Origin of the sequence: Streptococcus halichoeri (assembly GCF_019774635.1) — a bacterium.
GTDB classification, from domain to species: domain Bacteria; phylum Bacillota; class Bacilli; order Lactobacillales; family Streptococcaceae; genus Streptococcus; species Streptococcus halichoeri.
The window spans coordinates 1,933,254-1,955,894 of the sequence record NZ_CP081502.1; the positions used below are offsets into that span (position 1 = coordinate 1,933,254).

The 22,641-nt window shown below is 40.7% G+C and carries 19 protein-coding genes; 4 read left to right on the forward strand and 15 right to left on the reverse strand.

Going from position 1 to position 22,641, the window contains the following annotated elements; translation table 11 throughout:
* Positions 1 to 141: 141 nt before the first annotated feature.
* The 12 genes from murC to K5J94_RS09085 form a co-directional block, all read right to left on the reverse strand.
* Positions 142 to 1,473: a UDP-N-acetylmuramate--L-alanine ligase gene (murC, locus tag K5J94_RS09030; protein WP_159564769.1), complete on the reverse strand. Its 1,332-nt coding sequence runs from the start codon at positions 1,471 to 1,473 to the stop codon at positions 142 to 144.
* Between the two features lie 39 nt (positions 1,474 to 1,512).
* Positions 1,513 to 2,163 carry a hypothetical protein gene (locus K5J94_RS09035; RefSeq protein ID WP_159797092.1) on the reverse strand — a complete coding sequence of 217 codons (651 nt, stop codon included), beginning with the start codon at positions 2,161 to 2,163 and terminating at the stop codon, positions 1,513 to 1,515.
* A 460-nt stretch (positions 2,164 to 2,623) separates the two neighbouring features.
* On the reverse strand, positions 2,624 to 5,716 hold the full coding sequence (locus tag K5J94_RS09040) for a DEAD/DEAH box helicase (RefSeq protein ID WP_221912990.1): 3,093 nt from the start codon (positions 5,714 to 5,716) through the stop codon (positions 2,624 to 2,626).
* Between the two features lie 280 nt (positions 5,717 to 5,996).
* Complete coding sequence (gene der / locus K5J94_RS09045; RefSeq protein WP_159550407.1) at positions 5,997 to 7,307, reverse strand: ribosome biogenesis GTPase Der; 1,311 nt, start codon at positions 7,305 to 7,307, stop codon at positions 5,997 to 5,999.
* A gap of 31 nt (positions 7,308 to 7,338) precedes the next feature.
* Complete coding sequence (gene dnaI / locus K5J94_RS09050; protein ID WP_159545619.1) at positions 7,339 to 8,241, reverse strand: primosomal protein DnaI; 903 nt, start codon at positions 8,239 to 8,241, stop codon at positions 7,339 to 7,341.
* Complete coding sequence (locus tag K5J94_RS09055) at positions 8,242 to 9,414, reverse strand: DnaD domain protein (protein ID WP_159545621.1); 1,173 nt, start codon at positions 9,412 to 9,414, stop codon at positions 8,242 to 8,244.
* Positions 9,401 to 9,892 (reverse strand): transcriptional regulator NrdR, encoded by a 492-nt coding sequence (gene nrdR, locus K5J94_RS09060; RefSeq protein WP_159564775.1) that lies wholly within the window; start codon positions 9,890 to 9,892, stop codon positions 9,401 to 9,403. The genes K5J94_RS09055 and nrdR overlap by 14 nt, the downstream gene beginning before the upstream one ends.
* 217 nt (positions 9,893 to 10,109) lie before the next feature.
* Positions 10,110 to 11,600: a HAMP domain-containing sensor histidine kinase gene (locus K5J94_RS09065; RefSeq protein WP_159545668.1), complete on the reverse strand. Its 1,491-nt coding sequence runs from the start codon at positions 11,598 to 11,600 to the stop codon at positions 10,110 to 10,112.
* Positions 11,601 to 11,608: 8 nt separating this feature from the next.
* Positions 11,609 to 12,295, reverse strand: coding sequence for a two-component system response regulator CovR/CsrR (gene covR, locus K5J94_RS09070; RefSeq protein WP_159545625.1), 687 nt, complete (start codon positions 12,293 to 12,295; stop codon positions 11,609 to 11,611).
* 227 nt (positions 12,296 to 12,522) lie between these two features.
* Positions 12,523 to 13,056 carry a YceD family protein gene (locus K5J94_RS09075; RefSeq protein WP_159545627.1) on the reverse strand — a complete coding sequence of 178 codons (534 nt, stop codon included), beginning with the start codon at positions 13,054 to 13,056 and terminating at the stop codon, positions 12,523 to 12,525.
* 157 nt (positions 13,057 to 13,213) lie between these two features.
* Positions 13,214 to 14,107, reverse strand: coding sequence for a zinc metalloprotease HtpX (htpX, locus tag K5J94_RS09080; RefSeq protein ID WP_221912991.1), 894 nt, complete (start codon positions 14,105 to 14,107; stop codon positions 13,214 to 13,216).
* Between the two features lie 24 nt (positions 14,108 to 14,131).
* On the reverse strand, positions 14,132 to 14,686 hold the full coding sequence (locus K5J94_RS09085) for a LemA family protein (RefSeq protein ID WP_159545631.1): 555 nt from the start codon (positions 14,684 to 14,686) through the stop codon (positions 14,132 to 14,134).
* A 138-nt stretch (positions 14,687 to 14,824) separates the two neighbouring features.
* Here K5J94_RS09085 and rsmG point away from each other — a divergent pair, with 138 nt between their 5' ends.
* The 3 genes from rsmG (at position 14,825) to ktrA (ending at position 17,679) form a co-directional block, all read left to right on the forward strand.
* On the forward strand, positions 14,825 to 15,538 hold the full coding sequence (gene rsmG, locus K5J94_RS09090; protein WP_221912993.1) for a 16S rRNA (guanine(527)-N(7))-methyltransferase RsmG: 714 nt from the start codon (positions 14,825 to 14,827) through the stop codon (positions 15,536 to 15,538).
* 64 nt (positions 15,539 to 15,602) lie between these two features.
* On the forward strand, positions 15,603 to 16,994 hold the full coding sequence (locus tag K5J94_RS09095) for a TrkH family potassium uptake protein (RefSeq protein ID WP_269437423.1): 1,392 nt from the start codon (positions 15,603 to 15,605) through the stop codon (positions 16,992 to 16,994).
* A 10-nt stretch (positions 16,995 to 17,004) separates the two neighbouring features.
* Positions 17,005 to 17,679 carry a potassium uptake transporter gating subunit KtrA gene (gene ktrA / locus K5J94_RS09100; RefSeq protein ID WP_159561320.1) on the forward strand — a complete coding sequence of 225 codons (675 nt, stop codon included), beginning with the start codon at positions 17,005 to 17,007 and terminating at the stop codon, positions 17,677 to 17,679.
* 193 nt (positions 17,680 to 17,872) lie between these two features.
* Here ktrA and sstT read toward each other — a convergent pair whose 3' ends face one another.
* Positions 17,873 to 19,090: a serine/threonine transporter SstT gene (gene sstT / locus K5J94_RS09105; protein WP_159550087.1), complete on the reverse strand. Its 1,218-nt coding sequence runs from the start codon at positions 19,088 to 19,090 to the stop codon at positions 17,873 to 17,875.
* 195 nt (positions 19,091 to 19,285) lie between these two features.
* Here sstT and brnQ point away from each other — a divergent pair, with 195 nt between their 5' ends.
* Positions 19,286 to 20,665, forward strand: a complete 1,380-nt coding sequence (brnQ, locus tag K5J94_RS09110; RefSeq protein ID WP_159564783.1) for a branched-chain amino acid transport system II carrier protein — start codon at positions 19,286 to 19,288, stop codon at positions 20,663 to 20,665.
* Positions 20,666 to 20,862: 197 nt separating this feature from the next.
* On the opposite strand, the gene K5J94_RS09115 is transcribed toward brnQ, so the two are convergent.
* Positions 20,863 to 21,555 (reverse strand): methionine ABC transporter permease, encoded by a 693-nt coding sequence (locus K5J94_RS09115; protein ID WP_159545643.1) that lies wholly within the window; start codon positions 21,553 to 21,555, stop codon positions 20,863 to 20,865.
* A complete protein-coding gene (locus tag K5J94_RS09120) occupies positions 21,556 to 22,623 on the reverse strand; it encodes a methionine ABC transporter ATP-binding protein (protein WP_159561316.1) in 1,068 nt (355 codons plus the stop codon).
* Positions 22,624 to 22,641: the final 18 nt, after the last annotated feature.

Genomic DNA, 22,641 nt, shown 5'->3' on the forward strand with positions numbered 1-22,641 from the left:
GCCTAGGCAACTGTATCAGCAATAATTGTTTTTCTACTATTAGTAATACCTCCACCTAAAGGGAGCGGGTACACCCACCAAGTAAGAAATAGACATTTGCTTGCAAAGGTTGATAGTAACAAGTCTTTTAAAGTTGATCCATTATTGGGTGTTTTTGGTTAAATTAGCCAGTAATTCCTCAAATGAGCGTTCATAAAGCTGAATATCGCCTGCACCCATGAAAACATGGACTGCATTTTCATGGTCTAATAAGGGTGAGACATTGTCCACCGTGACCACCTTAACAGGTTTGCTAATTTTATCTGCTAAATCTTCAACTTTGACATCACCATGGTCAACTTCACGCGCCGAGCCATAGATTTTTGCTAAATAGACACTGTCAGCTTGATTTAAGGCCTGAGCAAAATCATCAAGCAAAGCAATGGTCCGGGTAAAGGTATGGGGTTGGAAAATGGCTACAATTTCTTTGGCTGGGTATTTTTGGCGCGCAGCGTCCAAAGTAGCGACAATCTCAGTGGGATGATGAGCAAAATCATCAATAATAATGGTATCATCTATTAATTTTTCCGTAAAGCGCCGTTTAACTCCACTGAATGTTTTCATGTGTTCTACCACTAATGTCATATCGATTCCCGCAGTGAAAAGTGTGGCAATAACAGCAGTTGCATTTAAAATATTATGCTTTCCATAGGTTGGAACGTGGAAATGCCCGATAACTTGGTCTTTGTGTTTAACAGAAAAATCCGAACCGTTAGTCGTTCGCCGAATATCACACGCCACAAAATCATTCTCTTTGGAAAAACCATAATAGTAGATAGGTGCTTTTGCAGTGATGCGTTTTAATTCCTGATCTTCGCCAAAAACAAAAAGACCTTTCGAAACTTGTTTGGCATAGGCATTAAAAGCATCAAAAACATCATCTAGACCAGTAAAATAGTCTGGATGGTCAAAATCAATATTAGTAATAATGGAGTATTCTGGATGGTAGGGCATGAAATGACGTTCATACTCATCTGCTTCAAACACAAAATACTGGGCATTGGCTGAACCGCGGCCTGTTCCATCTCCAATCAAATAAGAGGTGTCTGTAATATTGGCCAAGACGTGTGCTAATAAACCTGTCGTTGACGTTTTACCATGGGCGCCAGCCACACCAAAACTGGTAAAGTCTTTCATAAAGTCGCCTAAAAATTCATGGTAGCGCTTGAAGGGGAGATGGTGTTGAATCGCATACGCTAATTCTTGATTGTTATCTTCTCTAAAGGCATTACCAGCAATAATTTCCATTCCCTCGGTAAGATTGTCTGGACTAAAAGGCTTAATTGTAATTCCCGCTTGTTCTAAACCTCGTTGTGTAAAATAATATTTTTCAACATCGCTTCCTTGAACCTTATGGCCCATTTGGTGTAACATGAGCGCCAAAGCACTCATGCCAGAGCCTTTAATACCGATAAAATGATAGGTGTTAGACATAGTTACTCCTTCTTCTGTGAACTGTCTGTAATCGCTTTGTTACTGTTGCTGATTAAACTCATCCAAGCGGGTCAAGTTTAATTCTTGGGCAATCGTTTTTTCACGCTGTAAACGTCTTTCACGATTGTTATAGATTTGACTGGTTTTCAAAAAATCATAATTATTTTTTGTTGCCTTAGGCTTAGAGTCTGTTTGTGGTTCTTTATATTCTCGCGGAAGTTCTGCTAAGATATAAGCTTCTTGTCGTAACTTTTCTGAAAAGCGACTCCACTTGTTTTTTGAGCGTTGTTTGGGCGCTGTCTTACTGTCAACAGTTGGTTTGATTACAGCAGTATCGGCTTCTTTATTTTTTGATCGTAAAGAAGAGGCTTGCTTTGAACTACTATAAGCCATTTCTTTGGCAAAATAAGCTTGACGCTTTTCACGTATGTCTTGCTTGGCTTTTTGACGTGCTTGTTCGGCATAGGTACGCCCCTCATTTATCACATTTAACCGATCCTTGGGAAGGTTGGAACTATTATGCACATCTAAAAAACGATAGTCTTTAGTCACATCATCATACTGTTTATCCTGATAGGGACCATGAATATTGGTAATTAAGTCTTCATTTTCATATAATTGCATCATCTTTGATGCTTCAATAATCGGCTGATTATCAGCAATTACTGGGAATCGAGTGTTGTTTGGCATCACATCTTACCCTCCTATAACTTTCCCTATTATAAACTAATTACTATTATTTTTCAAAGTATTCTAAATAGAAATGCCTCTGATAAAAGGATTTACAATAAAAGAAAAGCTGGGCTGAGATGCCCAGACATAGTTGATTTTAAATACCCTCAGTCAAGAAAACAAAAGTTTGACTCTCTTGCACAAACAAAATCAAGGAGAATAGGAAGAACAGGCGATATTAAGACACACTTAGTGAAAGACCAACAAAGCAAACTTAGCTGTTACCAAACACTCAAGTCAGTTACTAAAAAACTGCTGCTCTCTCATTTTCTACTTGATTAGCTGCTCTAGGTTGTGGATGATGTCACTGATTAAAGCTGCCATTTTTAGAAATGGGTTTGAATTTTTGAAACTATCAGCTACACTCACTTAGAATCTGCCTTGTGCTTTTTTGCTTAGCTCTAGCTCTTTTGCTGCCCTAAGAAGAGATGCCTAGAATATCTTTAATATCCTCAATACTCATGGAAGCTCGGCTTTCATTACCATCAAGCACCGTTGTTACCAAGTTTCGCTTGTCTTCTTGTAACTCCAGAATCTTTTCTTCAATCGTTCCTCGTGTAATCAACCGATAAACTTCAACATTTTCTTTTTGTCCAAGCCTGTGGGCCCGGCTAATTGCTTGCATTTCCACGGCCGGATTCCACCACAAGTCAATCAGTACAACTGTATCTGCCCCGGTCAAATTCAGGCCAACGCCACCTGCTTTCAAAGAAACAAGGAAAGTATCTTTTGAGCCACTATTAAAGGCCCGCGTCATTTCCTGGCGCTCATTGGCCGGGGTTGAACCTGTAATTTTATAAGATGTCAAGCCAAGCTCCTGCATTTCCTGCTCTGCAATATCTAACATCCCTCTAAATTGGGAGAAAATCAGAGCCCGATGACCATTTTCTTTTATTTGTGTTAAGAGCGTTTTCAGACTTTCTAATTTACCACTTTCACCTTGATAAGGCATAAAAAGACTTGGTGTATCACAAATTTGGCGCAGGCGTGTAATACCTGAAAGGATTTCAATTTTATGCCGGTTAATATCCGCATCGCTGGAATGGCGAATGCGTTCTTGCATCTGGCGTAACTGTGCCAAATACAATGTTTTTTGAGCCTCGCTCATTTCATTGCTATAGGTCATCTCAATCAATTCAGGCAATTCTGGTAAGACATCTTCTTTTTTGCGCCGCATAACAAAAGGCTGAATATATTTTGCGACCTGTTTAGGCGTCCATTTGAGGAAATCTTTCTTATCTGGTAGTAAGCCTGGTAAGACCATTTGAAAAATAGACCAAATCTCCAATAGTTTATTTTCAATAGGCGTTCCGGATAAGGCAAAACAGTTGGTCACCGTAAATTGGCGCAAACTCTGCGCAATTTTTGTCTGGTCATTTTTTATCACTTGGGCTTCATCCAAGATGAGATAATCATAGTGCTTTTGTTGATACAATTCAAAATCCTGGCGAAACGAGGAATAGCTCGTAATCGTAACCGTATGATTTTCCAAAATCAGCTGATCACGCGTCTGCTTAAGGCCATAAGCTACCACTGCATCAACCTGCGGAGCAAACTTGGTGAATTCATCTAACCAGTTATAAAGCAAGCTAGAGGGGGCCAAAATTAAAATCTGCGATGACGCTTCAATTTTGGTCGTTAAAAAAGCGATTGTTTGTAAGGTTTTACCAAGGCCCATATCGTCTGCTAAGACACCACCAAAGCCATACTTATCTAAGGTCGACAGCCATTTGACACCGTGCAATTGGTAATCACGCAACTGAGCATTAACCTGTAAATCAGGCAAAGTATAGCGTTCAGGATGGGTAAGATCTGCGACCAAATGTTGTAAATCTTCTGAAAAATGCACAGAGGCTGTATCTGCAAATAACTGAGAAACCTGCATTGCTGAGACACCTTCCACTTGAAAATGCCCATTAAGTTGGCGTTTAGCCCGCAAGTCTTGGAGCGTTTGACTTACCCGTTTACTCTCCTCATCAAAAACAACCAGTTTACCTGTCTGGCTAACAAAATAAGGATCCTGGCTAAACAAAGCAGCCAAGGCAGCATCAATATCGCTTTCAACAATCTGTGAAAAATCAAAGGAAATGTCTAAAAGACCGCCCTTACGACTAATGGCTACTTGTGGAATTTCCAACAGGCGTTGTTTCTCAAGCCGCTCAGACACTACAACCTTACCAATACGCTGCCAATAGGGAATCGCTTGCGTAAATAGCTGATAAAGTTCTTGTGGTGATGCTAGGTGTTTGCGGGTTGCAAAGCCCGGCTTAAAGCCGTAAAACGCTAGCGCACGGTTGATTTTCTCTTCTTTTTTGAAGTGGCTAGCAAATGGAAGATGGACATGCTCGCTTTTGGAGGTTACCTGCACATCCCCGTAATCAAACGCCAAGTTTAAGAGAAGCTCATCGTCATCTGCTTGATCCAGGAAAAAAGTAACCTGAAAATCGTGAATCAGAAAACTCTTGGGAGCCTCTACCCGACCTAGCTCCTGAAAATCAAGGAGACTAGCAGCCAGCTTAGCCTGATCATCCAAATCAAAATGAACATGCTTGGTCAAATCAGCTTCAATGGGCAAACTACGGATCGCAGAAACCATCTTGCGTTGTTTAAGGGTCAAATGATAAAAAGTATCATGATATAAAACATACTCATTATCAAAAAAATAACTGTTATTTTTTTCCTTAATCTGGAGTTCAATAGCATTACGGTGAACCTCAACAATAAAGGTAAAAAGTTCCGCTTCCCCACTCAAAGGAAAGACCTCAAGATAATTATAGGTATGACTTGGTCCTTCAAAGGTAAAGTCATATAAATCCCGTAAGAGGTATATACCTTCTTCTAAAAAGCCACTTGGTAAAAAGAGATTGCGGCCATGGTTAGGAAAAACAACAGACTGTTCGCCCTTATCCGTTTGCGAAGCTAGTTTCCATAAAAAACGGATCAATTCCTGGCTTGGCGCATCAAATTGCACTAAAGAGAGCGGCTCAAAATAGTTTTTCCCAATTTGATAGTAAGCCTCTTTTTGCACTGCTGCTAAAAAAGCCTTAATATCACGAATGACATAAGAACGCTCATCAGGCAGCCGATTGATCTTGAGATTCCACCAAAAGTCAGCAGAAAATGGGCTTCTAACGCCTGTGGCACTTAGGCGATAATGTAGGGTATCATCTTCATTGACAGCTAAATTATCCAAAAATAAGCTCCCAAATGACGTTAATTTGCGCACTGCCTCTTTACTCTCAGTTTGGTGAGCCAATTGTTCAGATAAGACCTTCCCATCCTGGTTGTTTTTTAAGTAATATTCCAAAGCAGCAATATGCTGGCAATAACCTTTACGTGCAAAAAAAGCACATTGACAATGTGTATTGACATCTTCATAACTATAAGCAACCGCTTCTTGATCTACCGTTGCTTGAATCGTACCATTTTTTTCACCTTCGACTGTCACCAGTCCTTGTTCATAAAGTTCAATTCCTTGATTGCGAATTTTACCAGGAATGAGTCGTGTCATATTTTTTTACCACCTCTTTACTTATCCCCTAATTATACCAAATTTAGCAGCATTTTTCTCAAAAAAATCTTCTTTCGCAAAAATCTGCCACAAATGTCTGATTCGCAATTGAGCTTATATCCTTTTTTATGGCCTTACAACCTGTGGAGCCCCGCTGCTTGAGTAGCCCTGTCAAAAAAACCGGCTGACTCCCCAGCGAATCATCACGGCAAAGCGCACCGCTATTTTTTATGACAGCAAAAAAATCTGTATCGCTAAAGCAGTGATACAGATGGTTGATTTACTTGCGCTTGCGGGCAATCAGGTGGATTGGTGTCCCTTCAAAGGTAAAGGCCGCGCGAATTTGATTTTCAAGGAAACGCAGGTAGGAGAAATGCATCAATTCTTCTTCGTTAACAAAAACCACAAATGTGGGAGGTTTGACTGAAACTTGCGTTGCATAGAAAATTTTCAAACGCTTGCCCTTATCGGTCGGTGTTGGATTAATAGCAATCGCATCCATGATCACATCATTTAAGACCGCTGAAGGAATACGGCGATTTTGACTCTCACTGATGGTTTTAATCAGTGCTGGCAACTTGTTAAGACGCTGCTTGGTGAGCGCTGATACAAAAATAATGGGCGCATAGCTCAAAAATTGGAATTGATTGCGAATATCAGACTCCCAGTTAGCCACGGTATGATTATCTTTTTGGATAGCATCCCATTTGTTCACAACAAGGATGATTCCTTTGCCCGCCTCGTGAGCAAAGCCAGCTATACGTTTGTCGTAATCTCGGATGCCCTCTTCGGCATTGATTACCATTAAAACAACATCAGAGCGATCAATGGCCCGCATAGCCCGCATGACCGAATACTTTTCAGTATTTTCATAAACTTTACCGGATTTGCGCATGCCAGCTGTATCAATCATGGTGTATTCTTGTCCATCTTGATCAGTGAAGTGGGTATCAATAGCATCACGGGTGGTCCCAGCAAGAGGACTTGCAATCACCCGGTCTTCACCAAGAATAGCATTAATCAAACTGGATTTACCAACATTGGGACGGCCAATTAAACTAAAACGAATGACGGAATCGTTTTCTACTGCTGTCTCAACAGGAAGTTTTTCAATCACAGCATCTAAAACATCTCCAGTACCAATTCCATGAACAGAAGACGTTGGATAGGGTTCACCTAAGCCCAGAGCATAAAAATCATAGATGTCATTGCGCATTTCAGGATTATCAACTTTGTTAACCACTAGAATCACTGGCTTATCGGTTCGATAAAGCATCTTTGTGACATATTCATCGGCATCTGTTATTCCCTCTTTACCAGATACGACAAAAACAATCACATCTGCTTCGTCCATCGCAATTTGGGCTTGGTGTTTGATTTGCTCCATAAAGGGCGCATCCACATCATCAATGCCCCCGGTATCAATCAAGGAGAAGCGCCGGTTAAGCCATTCTCCTGTTGTGTAAATACGGTCTCGGGTCACCCCTTCGACATCTTCGACGATAGAAATGCGCTCGCCTGCAATTCGGTTAAACAAGGTGGACTTGCCCACATTAGGACGGCCCACAATAGCAACTGTAGGTAAAACCATGATTCTCCTTTTAATAATCTTTACTTAAAAACTAACGCCGATTTACGCCTTCTAAATGAAATTCCTCTGCCAGGTAACGCACGCGTTCCATCACCCGCTTGGCCTGCCAAGTCTCATCATTGCCCTTAATGGTCGCCCATTTGCGCTCAAGATCTGCAAAGCTATAATTTGAAGTGAAAAAGGTCGGTAAATCTTCCAGCATGCGATATTGTAAGATAACTTGCAATACTTCATCTCGCACCCAGGAGGTCGCTTGCTCAGCTCCAATATCGTCCAATATTAACAAAGGCACCATTTTCACAGCATCAATTTCTTCTTTGACTCTGCCAGAAGAAATGGCATTTTTGACATCAATTGTAAAACTGGGAAAATGCAGCAGCGTTGTCGCAACCCCTTTTTGTTCAGATAATTCGCGGGCCAAGGCAGCCATGAAATAAGATTTACCAATGCCCATATCCCCATAAAGATAGAGGCCCTTTTGCCCGGCAGTTGGGTACTGCTCAACAAAATCCACAATTCGCATGACAGCGTCGCGACGGCTGGTATTTGTAATATCAATATCAGCCAGACGCACCTGCCGATAAGACTTTGGTAAATTAACTAAAGAAATGCGATTAGCAATCTGGGCTTTTTGTTGGGCTTCCTTAAGTGCTTTTGTTTCCCTATAGGAAACATCAGCATAGCCTTCATTCATCACTAAGATTGGTTCATAGCCCTTAGCAATATAAGACGGATCATTGCTGCGCACTTTCTGACGCTCTCCTAAAAATTGATTAAACTTTGACAAGCTAAGCATCATTTCAGCCTGGCTTAATTGGTGCTCTTTAATAAATGCAGCCACTTCGGGGTCAGATAAAATAGCTTGAATAATTTGGTCTTTATTAGCACTGTTCAAATGCTTTTGGCGTTCCATGGTCTTCCCAATTTTTTCCATTTACTCGTCACCTTTTTTTAAGTTTTCTAAACGTTTGAGCGCTTTTTGCTTGAAAGCATCAAGGGCAGCTTGCTCTTCTGGACTCGTTTGGTCTTGATAATTTGGATTGCTCCACGCTGGCACATTGGTTTTGGGTGCACTTTTTGGCGACGTTTTGCGGGCCTGCTTGCGTTCTTTAAAAGAGCGGAGCAATAAAATCGCCTCTTCGGCTGTCTTTACAGATTGATAGGAAAAATCATTAGCCATTTTCATGATGTAGGTTTTTTGCAGATTAGCTGATTTGGTTTTATTAAACGTATAAAGAACCATAACATTGATGACTTCGTCCAAAAAGTCCATTTTAGCCAGTGCTACGAGTACTTGCTTTTCATCCTTGGTTACTGTTGCCCGCCTGGTTTGTTTAATTGTTTCTAAGAAAGCAAGGGCAGTGTCTTTTTTGACTTCCTGTAAGACAATTTTTTCTGCTTTGGTAAAATCACTAGCCGGTGATGACTCGGTCTGACTTTTTTTGACTGCCATTCTTGTAGTCGCAATTTCATAGTTAATCGCAGTTGCTTTGGCTAACTGATAGGTATCAAACCAGGTCAACTGGTATTTTTCAGCCAAGGCATAGAGGGCAACGACATCTTCTTGTTCATTTTTAAAGCGCAAGCCATCACGCGCCATAAGGCGTTGAAAACTGTCTAGATCGAAATAAATGCCCTTTTTTTCACTTAGGTCTAGATTGCCAGCTTCGGTGCCAAATACATCTGAGAAGCGCTTTGAGAGTGATTTAGCTCTTGGTGGGACGGTCGGGGCTAATTCTTCTAGCGCTGCTTGGCCGATCTCTTTTTCGAGGAGACGCCGCAAAACAGCATTTTGCAAAAATACTTCACGGGACTTGGTCGCATTGACCTTAATCACATAATAGGATGGGTCTTGATAGAGTTCTAATAATTGCAAAGCTGTTAAAACAACGAGGGCCTCCTCTAGTTGGGTCATGCCCATCTGAAGATGGTTCAAGACCTGGCTAAATTTATGGCTTTTTTGGCCTTGATCACAAAATGCTGCAAAGTACTGGTAGACAGCGCTAGCACTAGCACCAATGATAGGGTAATAAAGCTGGATAAGACTATCTGAATCAAGCAGAATCCGATTGTTTTTGGCGTATCGAAAATCATCAATGGGTTTCATGTTCTGTACTACTCTTCTTTCCCCGAACGCGACTGGTGATCTGCTGGAGTAATGCTTCTATTTCATCCAAATCTTTGAAGCTTTTATAAACACTGGCAAACCGCACATAGGTAATCTCATCTAGCTCAGCTAGCTCCTCCATTACTAAATTACCAATCGCTGTGCTTGAGACTTCGTTTTCATAGTCCGCACGGACTTTTTGTTCAATTTTTGAGATGACATTTTCAATATCAGTACTTGAGACAGGGCGCTTTTGGGCGCTTTGAATCACGCCATTTAGGATTTTATCACGGGAAAATTGCTCGCGCGTCCCATCCTTTTTGATAACCAACAAGGGGAGCTCTTCAACACGTTCAAAGGTCGTAAAACGGCTATGGCATTTTTCACACTCACGGCGGCGCCGTATGGCATTGCCGTCTTCAGCCTGACGACTATCAACGACGCTTGATTTATGATAATTGCATTTTGGACAACGCATGCAAAAACACCCCAATTCTATCAGTTTAATCTAGTACTCTATTTTACCACATTTTAAGACATAACAAAAGAAAATTGGGCAAGGTGGTAGCGCAAGAACTGCTCAAAAAGCGCCTAACATAAAAACTATTCCACAGCTGCCTGATGGTTCGGACTGGTTGGAATAGTTTTTTAAATGGTATGAACCAAGCTGAGTTCAAGGACACGAGCTCACAGGACTAGAGTTTTTCTTGACTTAAAGGAATATACAAACTAAATGTTGTTCCTTCGTTAATCTTACTTTTAACTTTTAGTTCAAGATGGTAGCCTTCGATAATTTGTCGCAAAATGGAAAGCCCAATCCCTAAGCCCGCCTGAGTACTGGTCCGATTGCGAGACTTATCAGAGCGATAAAAGCGCTCAAAAATGTGATCAATGTCTTCTTCAGAGATGCCTTCGCCACGATCTCTTACTTCAAGCAGAGCTTTTTGATCAGCAGTCGTAGTTAACGTAATGGTTACTTTCTTTTCAAGGCGCGAATATTTCACTGCATTATCAATCAGAATCATTAAAGCTTGTTCAAAATGGTTTTTATAGATGACAGCGCGGGTTTGTCGCTGACTAGGCTGCCAAACAAAGTCAAAATCATTTCTTAAAACTTTAAAGTTACCAATAACGGTTTCAATAGAATTCTCAAGAATCGTCGTATCATCTTGATGTCCTTCAAAGCTACCTTGGACACGAATCATATCGAGCATATCATTAATCATGATTGCCATTCGGTCGGCTTCATGAGCAGTTGCGGTCAGGCTCTCTTCAAGAATGGCACTGTCATCTTTTCCCCAACGTTGTAATAAACCGATATGGCCCTTAATAATCGCAACTGGGGTGCGCAACTCATGACTTACATCACTGATAAAACGCGATTGTAACTGGGTGTACTTTTCCACTTTATCCAGCATGGTGTCAAAAATTTCAGATAGTTCTTCAATTTCATCGCCAGACTTAATGTCAGAGCGGAGGTCCAAATTATTCGGATTTTCAGAGATGTTTCGCATGACATCATGTAAATTTTGGAGTGGCTCCAAAAATTTGATAGTAGAAACATAAATAATAATGTAAGCTAAGCTTGTTCCGAAAAATTCGACCATAAGCAACCAAAGTAGGAGACGGGCCCGGATGACATAGTAGTCTTCTAAGTCTTGATAGACCTGGACATAACCTAAAAACTTATGTGATTTCTTCGAATAGACCTTCTCTATCAGGGAATAACCACGGTACTGATTTTCAACCCTGTCATCAAAGACTTTGCCAATCGGGCCAGACATATCATAGGAAGTCTCAGTAGGATCCGTTGTGAAAATCAATTGTTTTTGGGGATTGTAAAGGTAAATTTCCTGGTTAACATCAATAGTATTAGAAATATCACGTTCATCAATGACAATTCTTTTACCACTATGCTTATCTTGTTTGATATGCAATAGCCCATCTGTATAGAGAATTTGATTAAGATTGTCATATGAAAAATTAGAGTCCACCTGCGACAGACGAACTCTAATGACATTTACCACTTGTGTCAATGACTGCCGCTCTTTTTTCAAAAGAAAATAGTTCGTAGAATAATAGGCAATCAAAGTAAAACCAGAAAAAATACAAAAGAATAGTACAAAAAAGAGATTAGATAAACGTTTTGGTAGCGATTTCTTTAGATGCTGTTTCTGATTTTTTATTAGCATAGCTATTTCTCACGTATCACATAACCCATACCACGTACGGTTTGAATATAGGATTCCCGTCCAGGCATGTCAATTTTCCCACGTAAATAACGAATGTAAACATCCACAACGTTTGTTTCGACAGCTTCGTCATACTTCCAGACATTAGAGAGTAATTCTTCGCGCGTCATCACACGGTTCATATTGGTCATCAAAATACTCAACAAATCGTATTCGCGCTTTGTTAACGAAATTTCATCGTCTCCACGGTTAACCGACCGGTTTTGTGGATTAAGTACCAAATCACGGTAGATACCTTGATTTGGTGATTTTTTATCTGTCTCTATATCTTGACGACGAAAGATTGCGCGGATGCGTGCTAACAATTCTTCGATAGCAAAAGGCTTAACAATGTAGTCATCCGCTCCACGGTCTAGCCCCGCAACCACATCCATAATGGAATCACGTGCTGTCATCATCATAATGTAGGTTGTCTTTTCTGCCTGCAAGCGCCGAGTGATTTCAAAACCATCCATCTCAGGTAACATTAAATCTAAAAGGATAAGATCAAAATCTTTTTCAAGAGCTGTTTCTAAGCCTTCGCGACCATTATCTTCGACGCATACTTCATAACCTTCGTGCTGCAATTCTAGTGAAACAAATCGTGCGAGATTTTTTTCATCTTCAATAATGAGAATTTTTTTCGTCATATCTTCCAATCCTTGTTTATAATAATTTTTCTTCTCTAATGCTTAAAAGAATATAGAAAGGGTGCAACATTTTAGAAATCGGCTCTCTTTTCAACTTGGTCATTCCTTCAAAGACCTCACTAAAAGCAACTCTAAACAGCTTTTAAGAGCCATTATACAAGTATGAGTATACCAGAGCCTACCATTTTTTTCAATCAAAAAATTACAAATATCTTAAATAGTCAGTTTTATTCATCAAACATCCCTTCTAGGCTTGCAAACGGATTATTAGCCGCTTCTTTTGCCGCCTTTAGAGATTGGTACTGATTTTCAGTCATTACAGTCCAATCTTGACCCGAAGGCAATACATCGGAAGCCTCTTCTGCGGTAGACAATACTTGCAAAGGAATATTAAGAAGAATATTGTCAATAACGCTGTCCACTAGATGAATCTGATCTGATTCTAAAATCATGACCAAGTTTTCTTCAACCATGTCTGCTCGAGCCTGTGATTCAGCTGCTTCAATAAAAAGCTCTTGAACGTCTTCACTAAAGGGCAAGGGCACATCAACCATGGACCGACTTGAAGGCAGTGTAATCGTATAGCTCATGTGATATTGCAACAAGTAAAGGCCATTCTCATAGCGAACAAAGCCCTCTACTAAAGGTTTTGTTATCGCCCGAATATCCTTGTGACGTTGCATAATAGCAGCGCTAATATCCAGCTCTTCTTGAAAAGAAATACCCTGGGGATGTTTTTTTATATCTGATAGCAGTAACATTTTCCTCTCCTAATAAAACTCTAATTTATTTTTACTATTATTTTTATCGTTTGTCAACTGATTTATATGAAAATTTCTGATAATTTTTTGTTACAAAAAGATTTCTTATTAAAATGGTCCAAAAAAGAGTTTGATTGGTGTCAAACTCTTCCATACTTTACATATGACGCAACCGCTCAATGCGATCAGCAATCAGTGGGTGGGTACTAAATAAGTTAGCAAAGCTTTCTTTTTTCCTTGGTTCGCTAATGTAAAGAGCGGCACTCGCATCATCAACCGGATGGGCCATTGGCTGGGACTGCTCTAACTTTTGTAAAGCTTTAATCATTCCTTCTGGATTACGCGTTAAGGCGACTGAGCTCGCATCTGCCAGATACTCTCTTTGCCGAGAAATGGCCATCTGTACGAGGGAGGCAACTAGCGGTGATAAAATCAATGACAAAATAGAAAATACCATTGCAAAAATGCCTAAAGAACTATTATCACGATCATCGCTGCGCCGTCCTGAGCCGCCATACCACATCATTCGTCCAGCAAGGCCAGAAATTAAGGAAATCGCACTGGCTAGGGCAACAGCAATTGTCGAAATTCGAATATCATAGTTACGGATATGGCTAACCTCATGGCCAATGACACCTTCTAGTTCCTCACGGTTCATTAAGGCTAAGAGGCCACTGGTAGCCGCGACAGCTGCATTTTGTGGGTTGGATCCTGTAGCAAAGGCATTCAGTGACGGATCATCAATGATATAAACCTTGGGCATCGGGATCTGAGCGACTAGCGCCATGTCTTCAACAATATGATAGAATTCAGGTGCTTGATCTGCTGTAATTTCCCGCGCATTATTCATCCTCATCACTACCGCAGTTGATTGAAAAATCATGCTAAAGGCATAAATACCACCCAGTAAAAGGGCCATCACTAGACCAAACTGATAATTATCTAAAAAGTAATAACCAGCAGCCGCGCCAATCCCCGCTAAGAGAAGAAAGAAAGTAAGAATTAGAATAACCGTTTTACGTTTATTTTGTGCAATTTGTTGATAGAGCATCTGACCTCCTCAAACTTTAGGTGCTTAAAAATCAAATGTGACTGTCGGCACTTCTTTTTCTTTTGCCGGTGTTTGGAGAAACTCACTTGGTTTAAAACCAAACCATTTGGCGACAATATTAGATGGAAAGCTTTCTAACTTTGTATTATACTGTGACGTTGTGGTATTAAATAGCTGACGCGAATAGGCAATTTTATTTTCGGTGTTGGTCAACTCATCTTGAAGTTTAAGAAAGTTAGTATTAGCCTTCAATTCAGGATAATTTTCAGCAACAGCAATTAAATTAGCCATTTGCTTGGTCAATGCATTTGAAGCCTCCATTGTTGCAGCAGGTGTTGTCGCATGCGTCACTTGCGAACGTAATTGTGCAATTTTTTCAAAGGTTTTTTCTTCATAAGCAGCATAACCCTTAACCGTTTCAATTAAGTTTGGAATTAAGTCATTGCGCCGCTTTAATTGCACATCAATTTGGCTCCAAGCTTCCTTAGTATGCATCCGACTACGCACTAAGCCATTGTAACTTGTCATGAGCCAGAGCGCCAGTAAAACGACAAAAATAATGATAAAGATTGCTAACATTGGACTTCTCCTTTAGTATAGTGACTTCATTATAACAATTTTAAAGGCAATAGCAAGTTTTCTCATTCAAAATCAATCACCAGTTGGGATTAATCTTATTTTATGTTAAAATAGAGAAAAATTGAGATGAGGAAAGATATGCCCCCAGAAATCTTTTACCAATTACTCCAACAATCCGGTATCGTTCTAAGTGACCACCAAAAAAATCAATTCCAAACTTACTTTTCTCTCTTAGTCGAGTGGAATGAAAAGATGAACTTAACAGCGATTACAGAGCTAAATGAGGTTTACCTCAAGCACTTCTACGATTCCTTAGCTCCTATCCTTCAAGGTCATATCACTAATCGCCCGCTGAAGTTACTCGACATTGGCGCCGGAGCAGGTTTTCCCAGTTTACCCATGAAAATTGTCTACCCAGAGCTTGAGATCACCATTATTGACTCTCTGAACAAGCGGATTACGTTCTTACACCATCTAGCACAGACCCTAGAGTTAGAGGGCGTTCATTTTTACCATGGCCGAGCAGAAGACTTTGGGCAAGATCGAAGCTTTCGTGGTCAGTTTGACCTAGTAACTGCGCGAGCTGTCGCCCGAATGCCTGTCCTTGCAGAATTGACCATCCCCTTTTTAAGAATCAAAGGCCAACTCATCGCCCTAAAATCCCAAGCAGTTGATCAAGAACTAACCGATGCAAAAACTGCACTAACGACTTTGTTTGCACAAGTTGTCAAAAACCATGCTTATCAGCTGCCAAATGGCGATGCACGCTTTATCACTGTTGTTGAAAAGAAAAAAGAAACACCCAAACAATACCCAAGAAAAGCTGGCTTACCCAACAAAAAGCCCCTATAATAGCTAAAAGGCTGAGAAAATACTTAGCTTTTTTAAGTTTTTTTGATACTATTAGGATGAGATTATTTTTGGAGAAACAATGAAAACATCAGTATTACGAACCTTATCAGTTACTCAGCGCCTAACGATTAGCTTTGCTGTCGTTATTTTGGTTGGTAGTATCTTACTGGCCCTGCCAATCTCTCACTATCCCCATGCCCCAGCAGCCTCTTATATTGATCACCTTTTCACAACTGTGTCCATGGTTTGTGTGACTGGCCTTTCGGTTATTCCTGTAGCTGATTTATATAATGGTTTTGGCCAGGTGGTTGCTATGTTTTTGATGCAAATCGGTGGGCTTGGTCTCGTTACCCTGATTGCTATTAGTACTTTTGCTCTCAGGCGAAAGATGGACTTAGCCGGACACAACCTCCTCCAGTCAGCACTTAGTCGCAGAGATAGTAAAAATCTAAAGGGCTATCTCTATTTTGCTTATCGAATGACATTTATTTTCGAATTTCTAGCTTTTTTAATTATCGCTACAGATTTTGTTCCTCGCTTTGGCTGGAAACACGGTCTCTTTAATGCGCTTTTCTTAGCAATTTCTGCTTTTTGTAATGCAGGATTTGATAATTTTAGTACAAATAGCCTAACAGCCTTTGTCTTAAATCCGACCATCAACTTCACCTTGGCCTTTTTAATTATCGCGGGAGGTTTAGGCTTTGCTGTCTGGATTGACTTACTCTCTAACGTCCAGCGCTATACTATTGAAAAGCCCCGTTTTACTGGTCGTTTCTACCGAAAACTATCCAATGAAAGTCACTTAGTTATTCAAACCACACTCTTTTTGCTAGCTGCTGGGACCTTACTGACTTGGTTTCTTGAGCACAATAATGTTAAAACTATTGGTCATTTCACTTTGCCCCAGCAATTAATGGTTTCTTTCTTTCAGTCTGTCACCATGCGGACAGCAGGATTTGCTACCATCTCATATACCGATGCCCTCTCACCGACCAACCTCGTGTATATGATTCAAATGCTAATTGGCGGAGCGCCTGGTGGAACGGCTGGAGGTGTCAAGGTCACCACAGCAGCTATTGCCTTTCTATTATTTAAAGCCGAGGTATCTGGTCAATCCGAAGTCACTTTTGAACACCGGATTATCAAGAGCAAGACTATCAAACAAACCATGACCGTATTAATTTTTTACTTTTCTTTTCTTATCTTAGGTTATTTGATTCTGCTCACTGTTGAACCTGGATTAGAACCAATCCCTTTATTATTTGAATCCATTTCAGCTATTGCTACAGTCGGGGTCTCAATGGAAGTCACACCTTTTCTCTCGATTATTGGCAAAATCATTATTATGATTTTTATGTTTGTTGGTCGTGTCGGCCCAATAACGGTCCTCATTAGCCTCATGCAACGAAAAGAAAAAACTGTACATTATGCCAGCACAGATATTTTAGTTGGCTAAAGGAGTAATTATGTCAAAACGAAAAACCTTTGGCGTCCTTGGTTTAGGAATTTTTGGACGTACTGTCGCTCGTCAACTGAGTCAATTTGACCAAGATGTTATTGCCATTGATAAAAATGAAAGCCATGTTAATGAAGTCGCAGATATTGTAACAAATGCAGCCGTTGGCGATATGACTGATCAAGCCTTCTTGATGGCTGTGGGGCTTGATCAATGTGACGTGGTCGTAGTGGCCTCAGGTAACAACCTAGAATCATCTGTGCTTGCCATCATGCATAGCAAAAAACTAGGTGTACCAGTCATCATGGCCAAGGCTAAAAATAAAATCTATGAAGAAGTTTTATATGGTATTGGCGCAACCAAAGTCATTACCCCAGAACGCGACTCCGGCAAACATTTGGCGTCAAGCTTACTCAAGCATCACATTGAGAGCATTATCTATCTAGAACATGGCATTTCAATGATTAATTTTGTTATTCCAAAAACTTGGGTTGGCAAAAATTTAACCGAACTAGATGTCCGCCAAAGATACGAATTAAATATCATCGGCCTACGCTCCAAAGATGAAAATAACTTACACATTAATATTAATCCTCTGGATCCATTACCTGAAAATGTTATCCTAGTTGGAATCGCCAATGATCATACATTTGAGCGTTTTGATTATTTACGGCAATTAAAATAAAAAAAGAGCAACACTTTAAATGGTGCCGCCAAGTGTCAAAGAGAAATCCTCACACTGCTAACGCCATTCAAAGTGTTACTTTTTTGCTTCTTAGCAACTGTCGTTGATAAGAGATCTAGATAAACAGCTAAGCCCAAAAGAAAGGCTAGACGGTTAGTTCTTAGGCTTACTAAGTACGCCCCTCTACAAAACATCAGCGAGTCTGTTTTTCTAACCAAAAGGCATTTTCTGCTACGGCTGTAAATAAAACATCTGTCGATGAATTTAAAGCTGTCTCACAAGAATCCTGAATCACCCCAACAATAAAACCTACACCCACAACCTGCATGGCCAAATCATTTGGAATGCCAAACAAACTACAAGCAAGCGGAACGAGTAAGAGCGAACCACCAGAAACGCCTGAAGCTCCGCAAGCTGATATAGCCGCCACAAAACTCAACAAAATAGCACTTAGAAAGTCCACTTCAATGCCAAAAGTATTAGCCGCAGCCAGTGTTAAAATATTAATGGTTACAGCTGCCCCTCCCATATTAATCGTTGCCCCGAGAGGAATCGACACAGCATAGGTATCCTTATCAAGCCCTAATTTTTCACATAATCTCAGATTAACGGGAATATTGGCTGCTGAGCTGCGCGTAAAAAAGGCTGTGATCCCTGACTCACGCAGGCAAGTCAAAACTAGTGGATAAGGATTTTTACGCATCACAATAAAGGAAATCAAGGGATTAATAACCAAGGCCAAAAAGCTTATCGTCCCGACCAATACTAGAATCAAGTAGGCATAGCTTTTAAGAATGCCAATACCATTATCAGCGATCGTTGAAAAAACAAGCCCCATAATCCCAAAAGGAGCCAAATGAATTAGCCAAACCACTAGCTGGGAGGTGACCTCAGCACTGGCCTTAACAAGACCTTTGATTTCTTTAGTGCTGGTCCTTAGGGCAAAGCCAAATAGCAGGGCCCAAAAGAGGATCCCCAGATAGTTTGCACTGGCCAAAGCGCTAATGGGATTATCGACTAATTTTAAGAAAAGATTTTGAAAAACTTCTACAATCCCTTGGGGAGGCTTAAGTTCAGCCGAAGCAGCCTTTTCCAGCTTTAGCGTTAATGGAAAAAGGTAGTTAACCAAAACCGCAACAAAGGCGGCAGCAAAGGTTGCTAACACATATAAGATGACAATCAAGGACATGTGGGTTTTTTGGTTGGCTTTTTGATGGGAAATCGCTTGCGCTACCAGTGCAAAAACCAAGAGTGGAGCAATCGCCTTAAGCCCTCCAACAAAAAGCTGCCCCAACAGACCTATCAGGTGAAAGCTAGGAAATACTAATCCAAGTAGGATACCGATGCTAACACCAATGGCAATTTTCTTAATCAAACTTGTTCGTTTCCAAGTTCTCACAACACGTTTCATGGTGGCTTTGCTCCTTTTCTGTAAAAAAATAATATGTTTTTTATGATAATATAAAAGCCAACTATAGTCAACGAGGTCAAAACTTTCTAAATTTTCTAAATACATTGACTCCCTTTCATTTCTTCGTTATAATAGCATACGTATGCTTTAAATGGCATCTAAGGATGTTATTATAATTACCTGGAAGGATAATCTATGTCACGCAAAAAAATCTATCTCATCATTGGCTTTATGTTATTTGCCCTTTTTTTTGGAGCAGCTAACCTGATTTACCCAGCATATCTTGGTTTATATGCCGGAAAACATTTAGCCTTAGCTATCTTAGGCTTTTGCTTAACAGGTGTCTCTTTGCCCCTGCTTGGTGTTATTGCCGTCTCAAAATCAGGAGCTAGTGATGTTGAAAATATGGCTCGACCAATTTCAAAAACCTATGCCCTTGCTTACTCAGCCCTGCTTTACCTATCCATTGGTCCTTTTTTTGCTATTCCTAGAACTGGGGCTACCTCTTACTCAGTTGGCATCACCCCCATTTTAGGGGAACGGTTTTGGATAAAGGCACTCTATGCTGTCCTTTTCTTTGGTCTGTCCTATTTATTAGCGATCAAGCCGAGTAAGTTAGCTGATCATATTGGCAAAGTCCTAACACCAACGCTACTTGTGGTTATCACTATTTTAGTGATTGCGTCATTTATGCACCCTGCTGGTGGACTTGGTCAGGCCTATAATGTGGAAGCAACCATTGCTGATTCTTTTAAAGACTTCCCTTTTATGGCTGGTCTCATTCAAGGCTATGGTACAATGGATGCCTTGGCTTCTCTTGTCTTTTCAATCTTAGTCATCGAAGCCAGTAAGCAATTTGGGGCTAAAACATCCAAAGAAGTGTCTCACCTAACAATTGTCTCTGGTCTCATTGCTATTTTTTTACTGGCCCTAGTCTATATTTTTGTCGGCCGTATTGGTGCAACGTCCCAATCACTTTTTCCCTTTGCCAACGGACACTTTTTAACAAACGGTAGCCCAATTAATGGTGGCGACTTATTAAGCCACGCTTCTAAATTTTATTTAGGAAGTATTGGGCAAATTTGCTTGGCTATTGTTATTTTTCTCGCTTGCCTAACAACAGCTACTGGTCTAATATCTTCTAGTGCAGAATTTTTCCACAAACTGTTACCAAAAGTCTCCCACATCAGCTGGGCCACCATTTTCACTCTGGTTTCTGCCTTCTTTTACTTTGGCGGCTTAAATGTGATCATCAAGTGGTCTGCCCCTGTACTCTACTTGCTCTACCCTTTGACGATTGCACTTATTTTCTTAGTTTTGAGTAACCAAGTTTTCCAAAATGATCCTCTGGTCTATCGCTGGACCATTGGCCTAACAGCTATTCCTGCCACCTATGATGCCCTAGCAAACCTATCTACCATGACAGGGCTCTTCGCCCTACCAAAGGGAATCGTAACTTTCTTTACAAGCATCGTTCCTTTGGGCAAATTTGCCTTAGGTTGGCTAATCTTTGCGGCCCTAGGTTTTGTGATTGGCTATATCAGACACAAGCAAAGCCTAAAGCTACAGTCATAAATGTAAAAAGAGATGAGGGCCTTGTGTGGATCACAAGGCCCTCTTTTTTGAGATTTCTAGTTTCCCACCAAATGCCTGAGAATCACTTTTTTCTAGCAGCTTTAATTACTATAGTAAAAAATCACAAGGACAAGTTTGTCAAGACAAGCCTGTCCTTGTGATTTGAGCAATTTTATCATTCATCGCCTTTAGACTAATTAGCGATGGCTTAGGGCTTTGCTAATGCGATCACCCGCCCATTGAATCATAAAAATGAAGCAAAGGATTAAGAGCGTAGCCACCCAGGTCACATCATTGTTAAACCGGTTGTAGCCATAAGAAATGGCAACATTGCCCAAACCGCCGGCACCAATCGCGCCAGCCATTGCTGTTTCACCCACTAAAGAAATCAAAGTAACGGTTGAGACGCGCACAAGGTCTGGCAGGCCTTCTGTCAAGTAGACCAGCACAATATCCCAAAAAGTTGCCCCTGAGGCCTGGGCTGCTTCTATCACGCCCTTATCTAATTCTGAAAAAACCACTTGTACTTGACGGGCAAAAAAAGGAAAAGTTGCTACAGTCAATGGGACAAGGGCAGCTCTAGTCCCCAAAATCGTTCCCATAATCAGATAGGTAAAACTGGCTAAAACAGCCACTAAGATAATAAAGGGAATTGCTCTAAAAATTGAGGTCACCTTGTCTAAAATCCAGCATACAACAAGATTTTCCTTGACACCACCTGGTCCGAGTAAGACCAGCAACAAGCCTAAAATTAAGCCTAAAGCCCCACCAAAAATAAAGGGAACAAAAGTCATAAAAACTGTATTCCAAATGGCCATACCCCAGCCGGCATCTCCTGACCAGCCTAACTGCACAACATTTGGCAAGAATTCCTGTAAACGTGTAAACATCTAGACACCTTCTTTCAATAGTTCAATGCTGACACCGGCGTCCCTTAGAGCTTGCTGCGCAGCTATTAAATCTTGAGGTTGCCCCTCAAGCAGAGTGATCAACTCCCCAACGGGCGTTCCATCTAAAATTTGAATATTTCCAAAAAGGACATTGGAAGAAACCCGATGCTGACGGTAAATTTGGTTCAAAATCGGCTCATCAGTGATACTACCAGTATAGTTTAGTTGGAGCAAGAGAGCATTTTTTGACATGTTTTGCACGACTTCTTGCTGATAAATCTTCTCTAAAGCTTCATCTGTCCCTGTAGCTGTATGAATAAAATCTTTGGTTAAGGGCTCTTTTGGCTTAGAAAAAATGTCAAGAACCCGACCTTCTTCAATGACTTGACCAGCTTGCATAACAGCCACCTTGGTGCAAATATCTTTGACAATTTGCATTTCATGCGTGATCAAAACAATTGTTAAACCCAATCGCTGATTCAAAGATTTCAGTAGGTGCAAAATCTGCTTTGTGGTTTGCGGATCCAAGGCCGAAGTTGATTCATCTGAAATCAAAATCTTAGGGTCATTGGCTAGGGCTCGGGCAATGGCTACGCGCTGCTTTTGGCCGCCAGATAGCTGCGCTGGATAATTATCCGCTCGATCGGCCAAGCCTACCAACTCCAGCAATTCCGTTACTCTTGCCGCTTTTTTTGCCTTGGAAAGGCCACTGTGCTTGAGAGCAAAAGCAATATTTTCGCGGGCTGTTTTTTGTGCCATTAAATTAAAATGTTGAAAAATCATTCCAATTTGGCGACGCTTATCTCGCAAAGCCCGATCAGATAAAGTAAGCCTACCCTGATTGCAAATCGTCTCCCCATCAACCACGACACGCCCTTGATTAGGAATCTGTAAGGCATTGATAACCCTGACCAGCGTGGATTTCCCCGCTCCAGAGTAGCCCACAATACCATAAATCTCACCCTGATGAATGGTTAGATTAACATCTTGAACAGCGTTTATCTCCTGTTTCCCCTGATAAAAGGTTATTCCAATATTTTCTAAGCTAATCATAGCCTGATTATCCATACATTTCTCTCTTTCTCA

Coding starts and splice junctions, on each gene's coding strand:
- covR (WP_159545625.1), bottom strand. CDS start 12,295: ATGACGAAAAAAATTCTCATTATTGAAGATGAAAAAAATCTCGCACGA.
- brnQ (WP_159564783.1), top strand. CDS start 19,286: ATGTCACGCAAAAAAATCTATCTCATCATTGGCTTTATGTTATTTGCC.
- K5J94_RS09115 (WP_159545643.1), bottom strand. CDS start 21,555: ATGTTTACACGTTTACAGGAATTCTTGCCAAATGTTGTGCAGTTAGGC.
- htpX (WP_221912991.1), bottom strand. CDS start 14,107: ATGCTCTATCAACAAATTGCACAAAATAAACGTAAAACGGTTATTCTA.
- K5J94_RS09040 (WP_221912990.1), bottom strand. CDS start 5,716: ATGACACGACTCATTCCTGGTAAAATTCGCAATCAAGGAATTGAACTT.
- murC (WP_159564769.1), bottom strand. CDS start 1,473: ATGTCTAACACCTATCATTTTATCGGTATTAAAGGCTCTGGCATGAGT.
- dnaI (WP_159545619.1), bottom strand. CDS start 8,241: ATGGAAAAAATTGGGAAGACCATGGAACGCCAAAAGCATTTGAACAGT.
- K5J94_RS09055 (WP_159545621.1), bottom strand. CDS start 9,414: ATGAAACCCATTGATGATTTTCGATACGCCAAAAACAATCGGATTCTG.
- der (WP_159550407.1), bottom strand. CDS start 7,307: ATGGTTTTACCTACAGTTGCTATTGTGGGCCGTCCTAATGTGGGCAAG.
- K5J94_RS09120 (WP_159561316.1), bottom strand. CDS start 22,623: ATGGATAATCAGGCTATGATTAGCTTAGAAAATATTGGAATAACCTTT.
- rsmG (WP_221912993.1), top strand. CDS start 14,825: ATGCCCCCAGAAATCTTTTACCAATTACTCCAACAATCCGGTATCGTT.
- ktrA (WP_159561320.1), top strand. CDS start 17,005: ATGTCAAAACGAAAAACCTTTGGCGTCCTTGGTTTAGGAATTTTTGGA.
- K5J94_RS09035 (WP_159797092.1), bottom strand. CDS start 2,163: ATGCCAAACAACACTCGATTCCCAGTAATTGCTGATAATCAGCCGATT.
- nrdR (WP_159564775.1), bottom strand. CDS start 9,892: ATGCGTTGTCCAAAATGCAATTATCATAAATCAAGCGTCGTTGATAGT.
- K5J94_RS09085 (WP_159545631.1), bottom strand. CDS start 14,686: ATGTTAGCAATCTTTATCATTATTTTTGTCGTTTTACTGGCGCTCTGG.
- sstT (WP_159550087.1), bottom strand. CDS start 19,090: ATGAAACGTGTTGTGAGAACTTGGAAACGAACAAGTTTGATTAAGAAA.
- K5J94_RS09075 (WP_159545627.1), bottom strand. CDS start 13,056: ATGTTACTGCTATCAGATATAAAAAAACATCCCCAGGGTATTTCTTTT.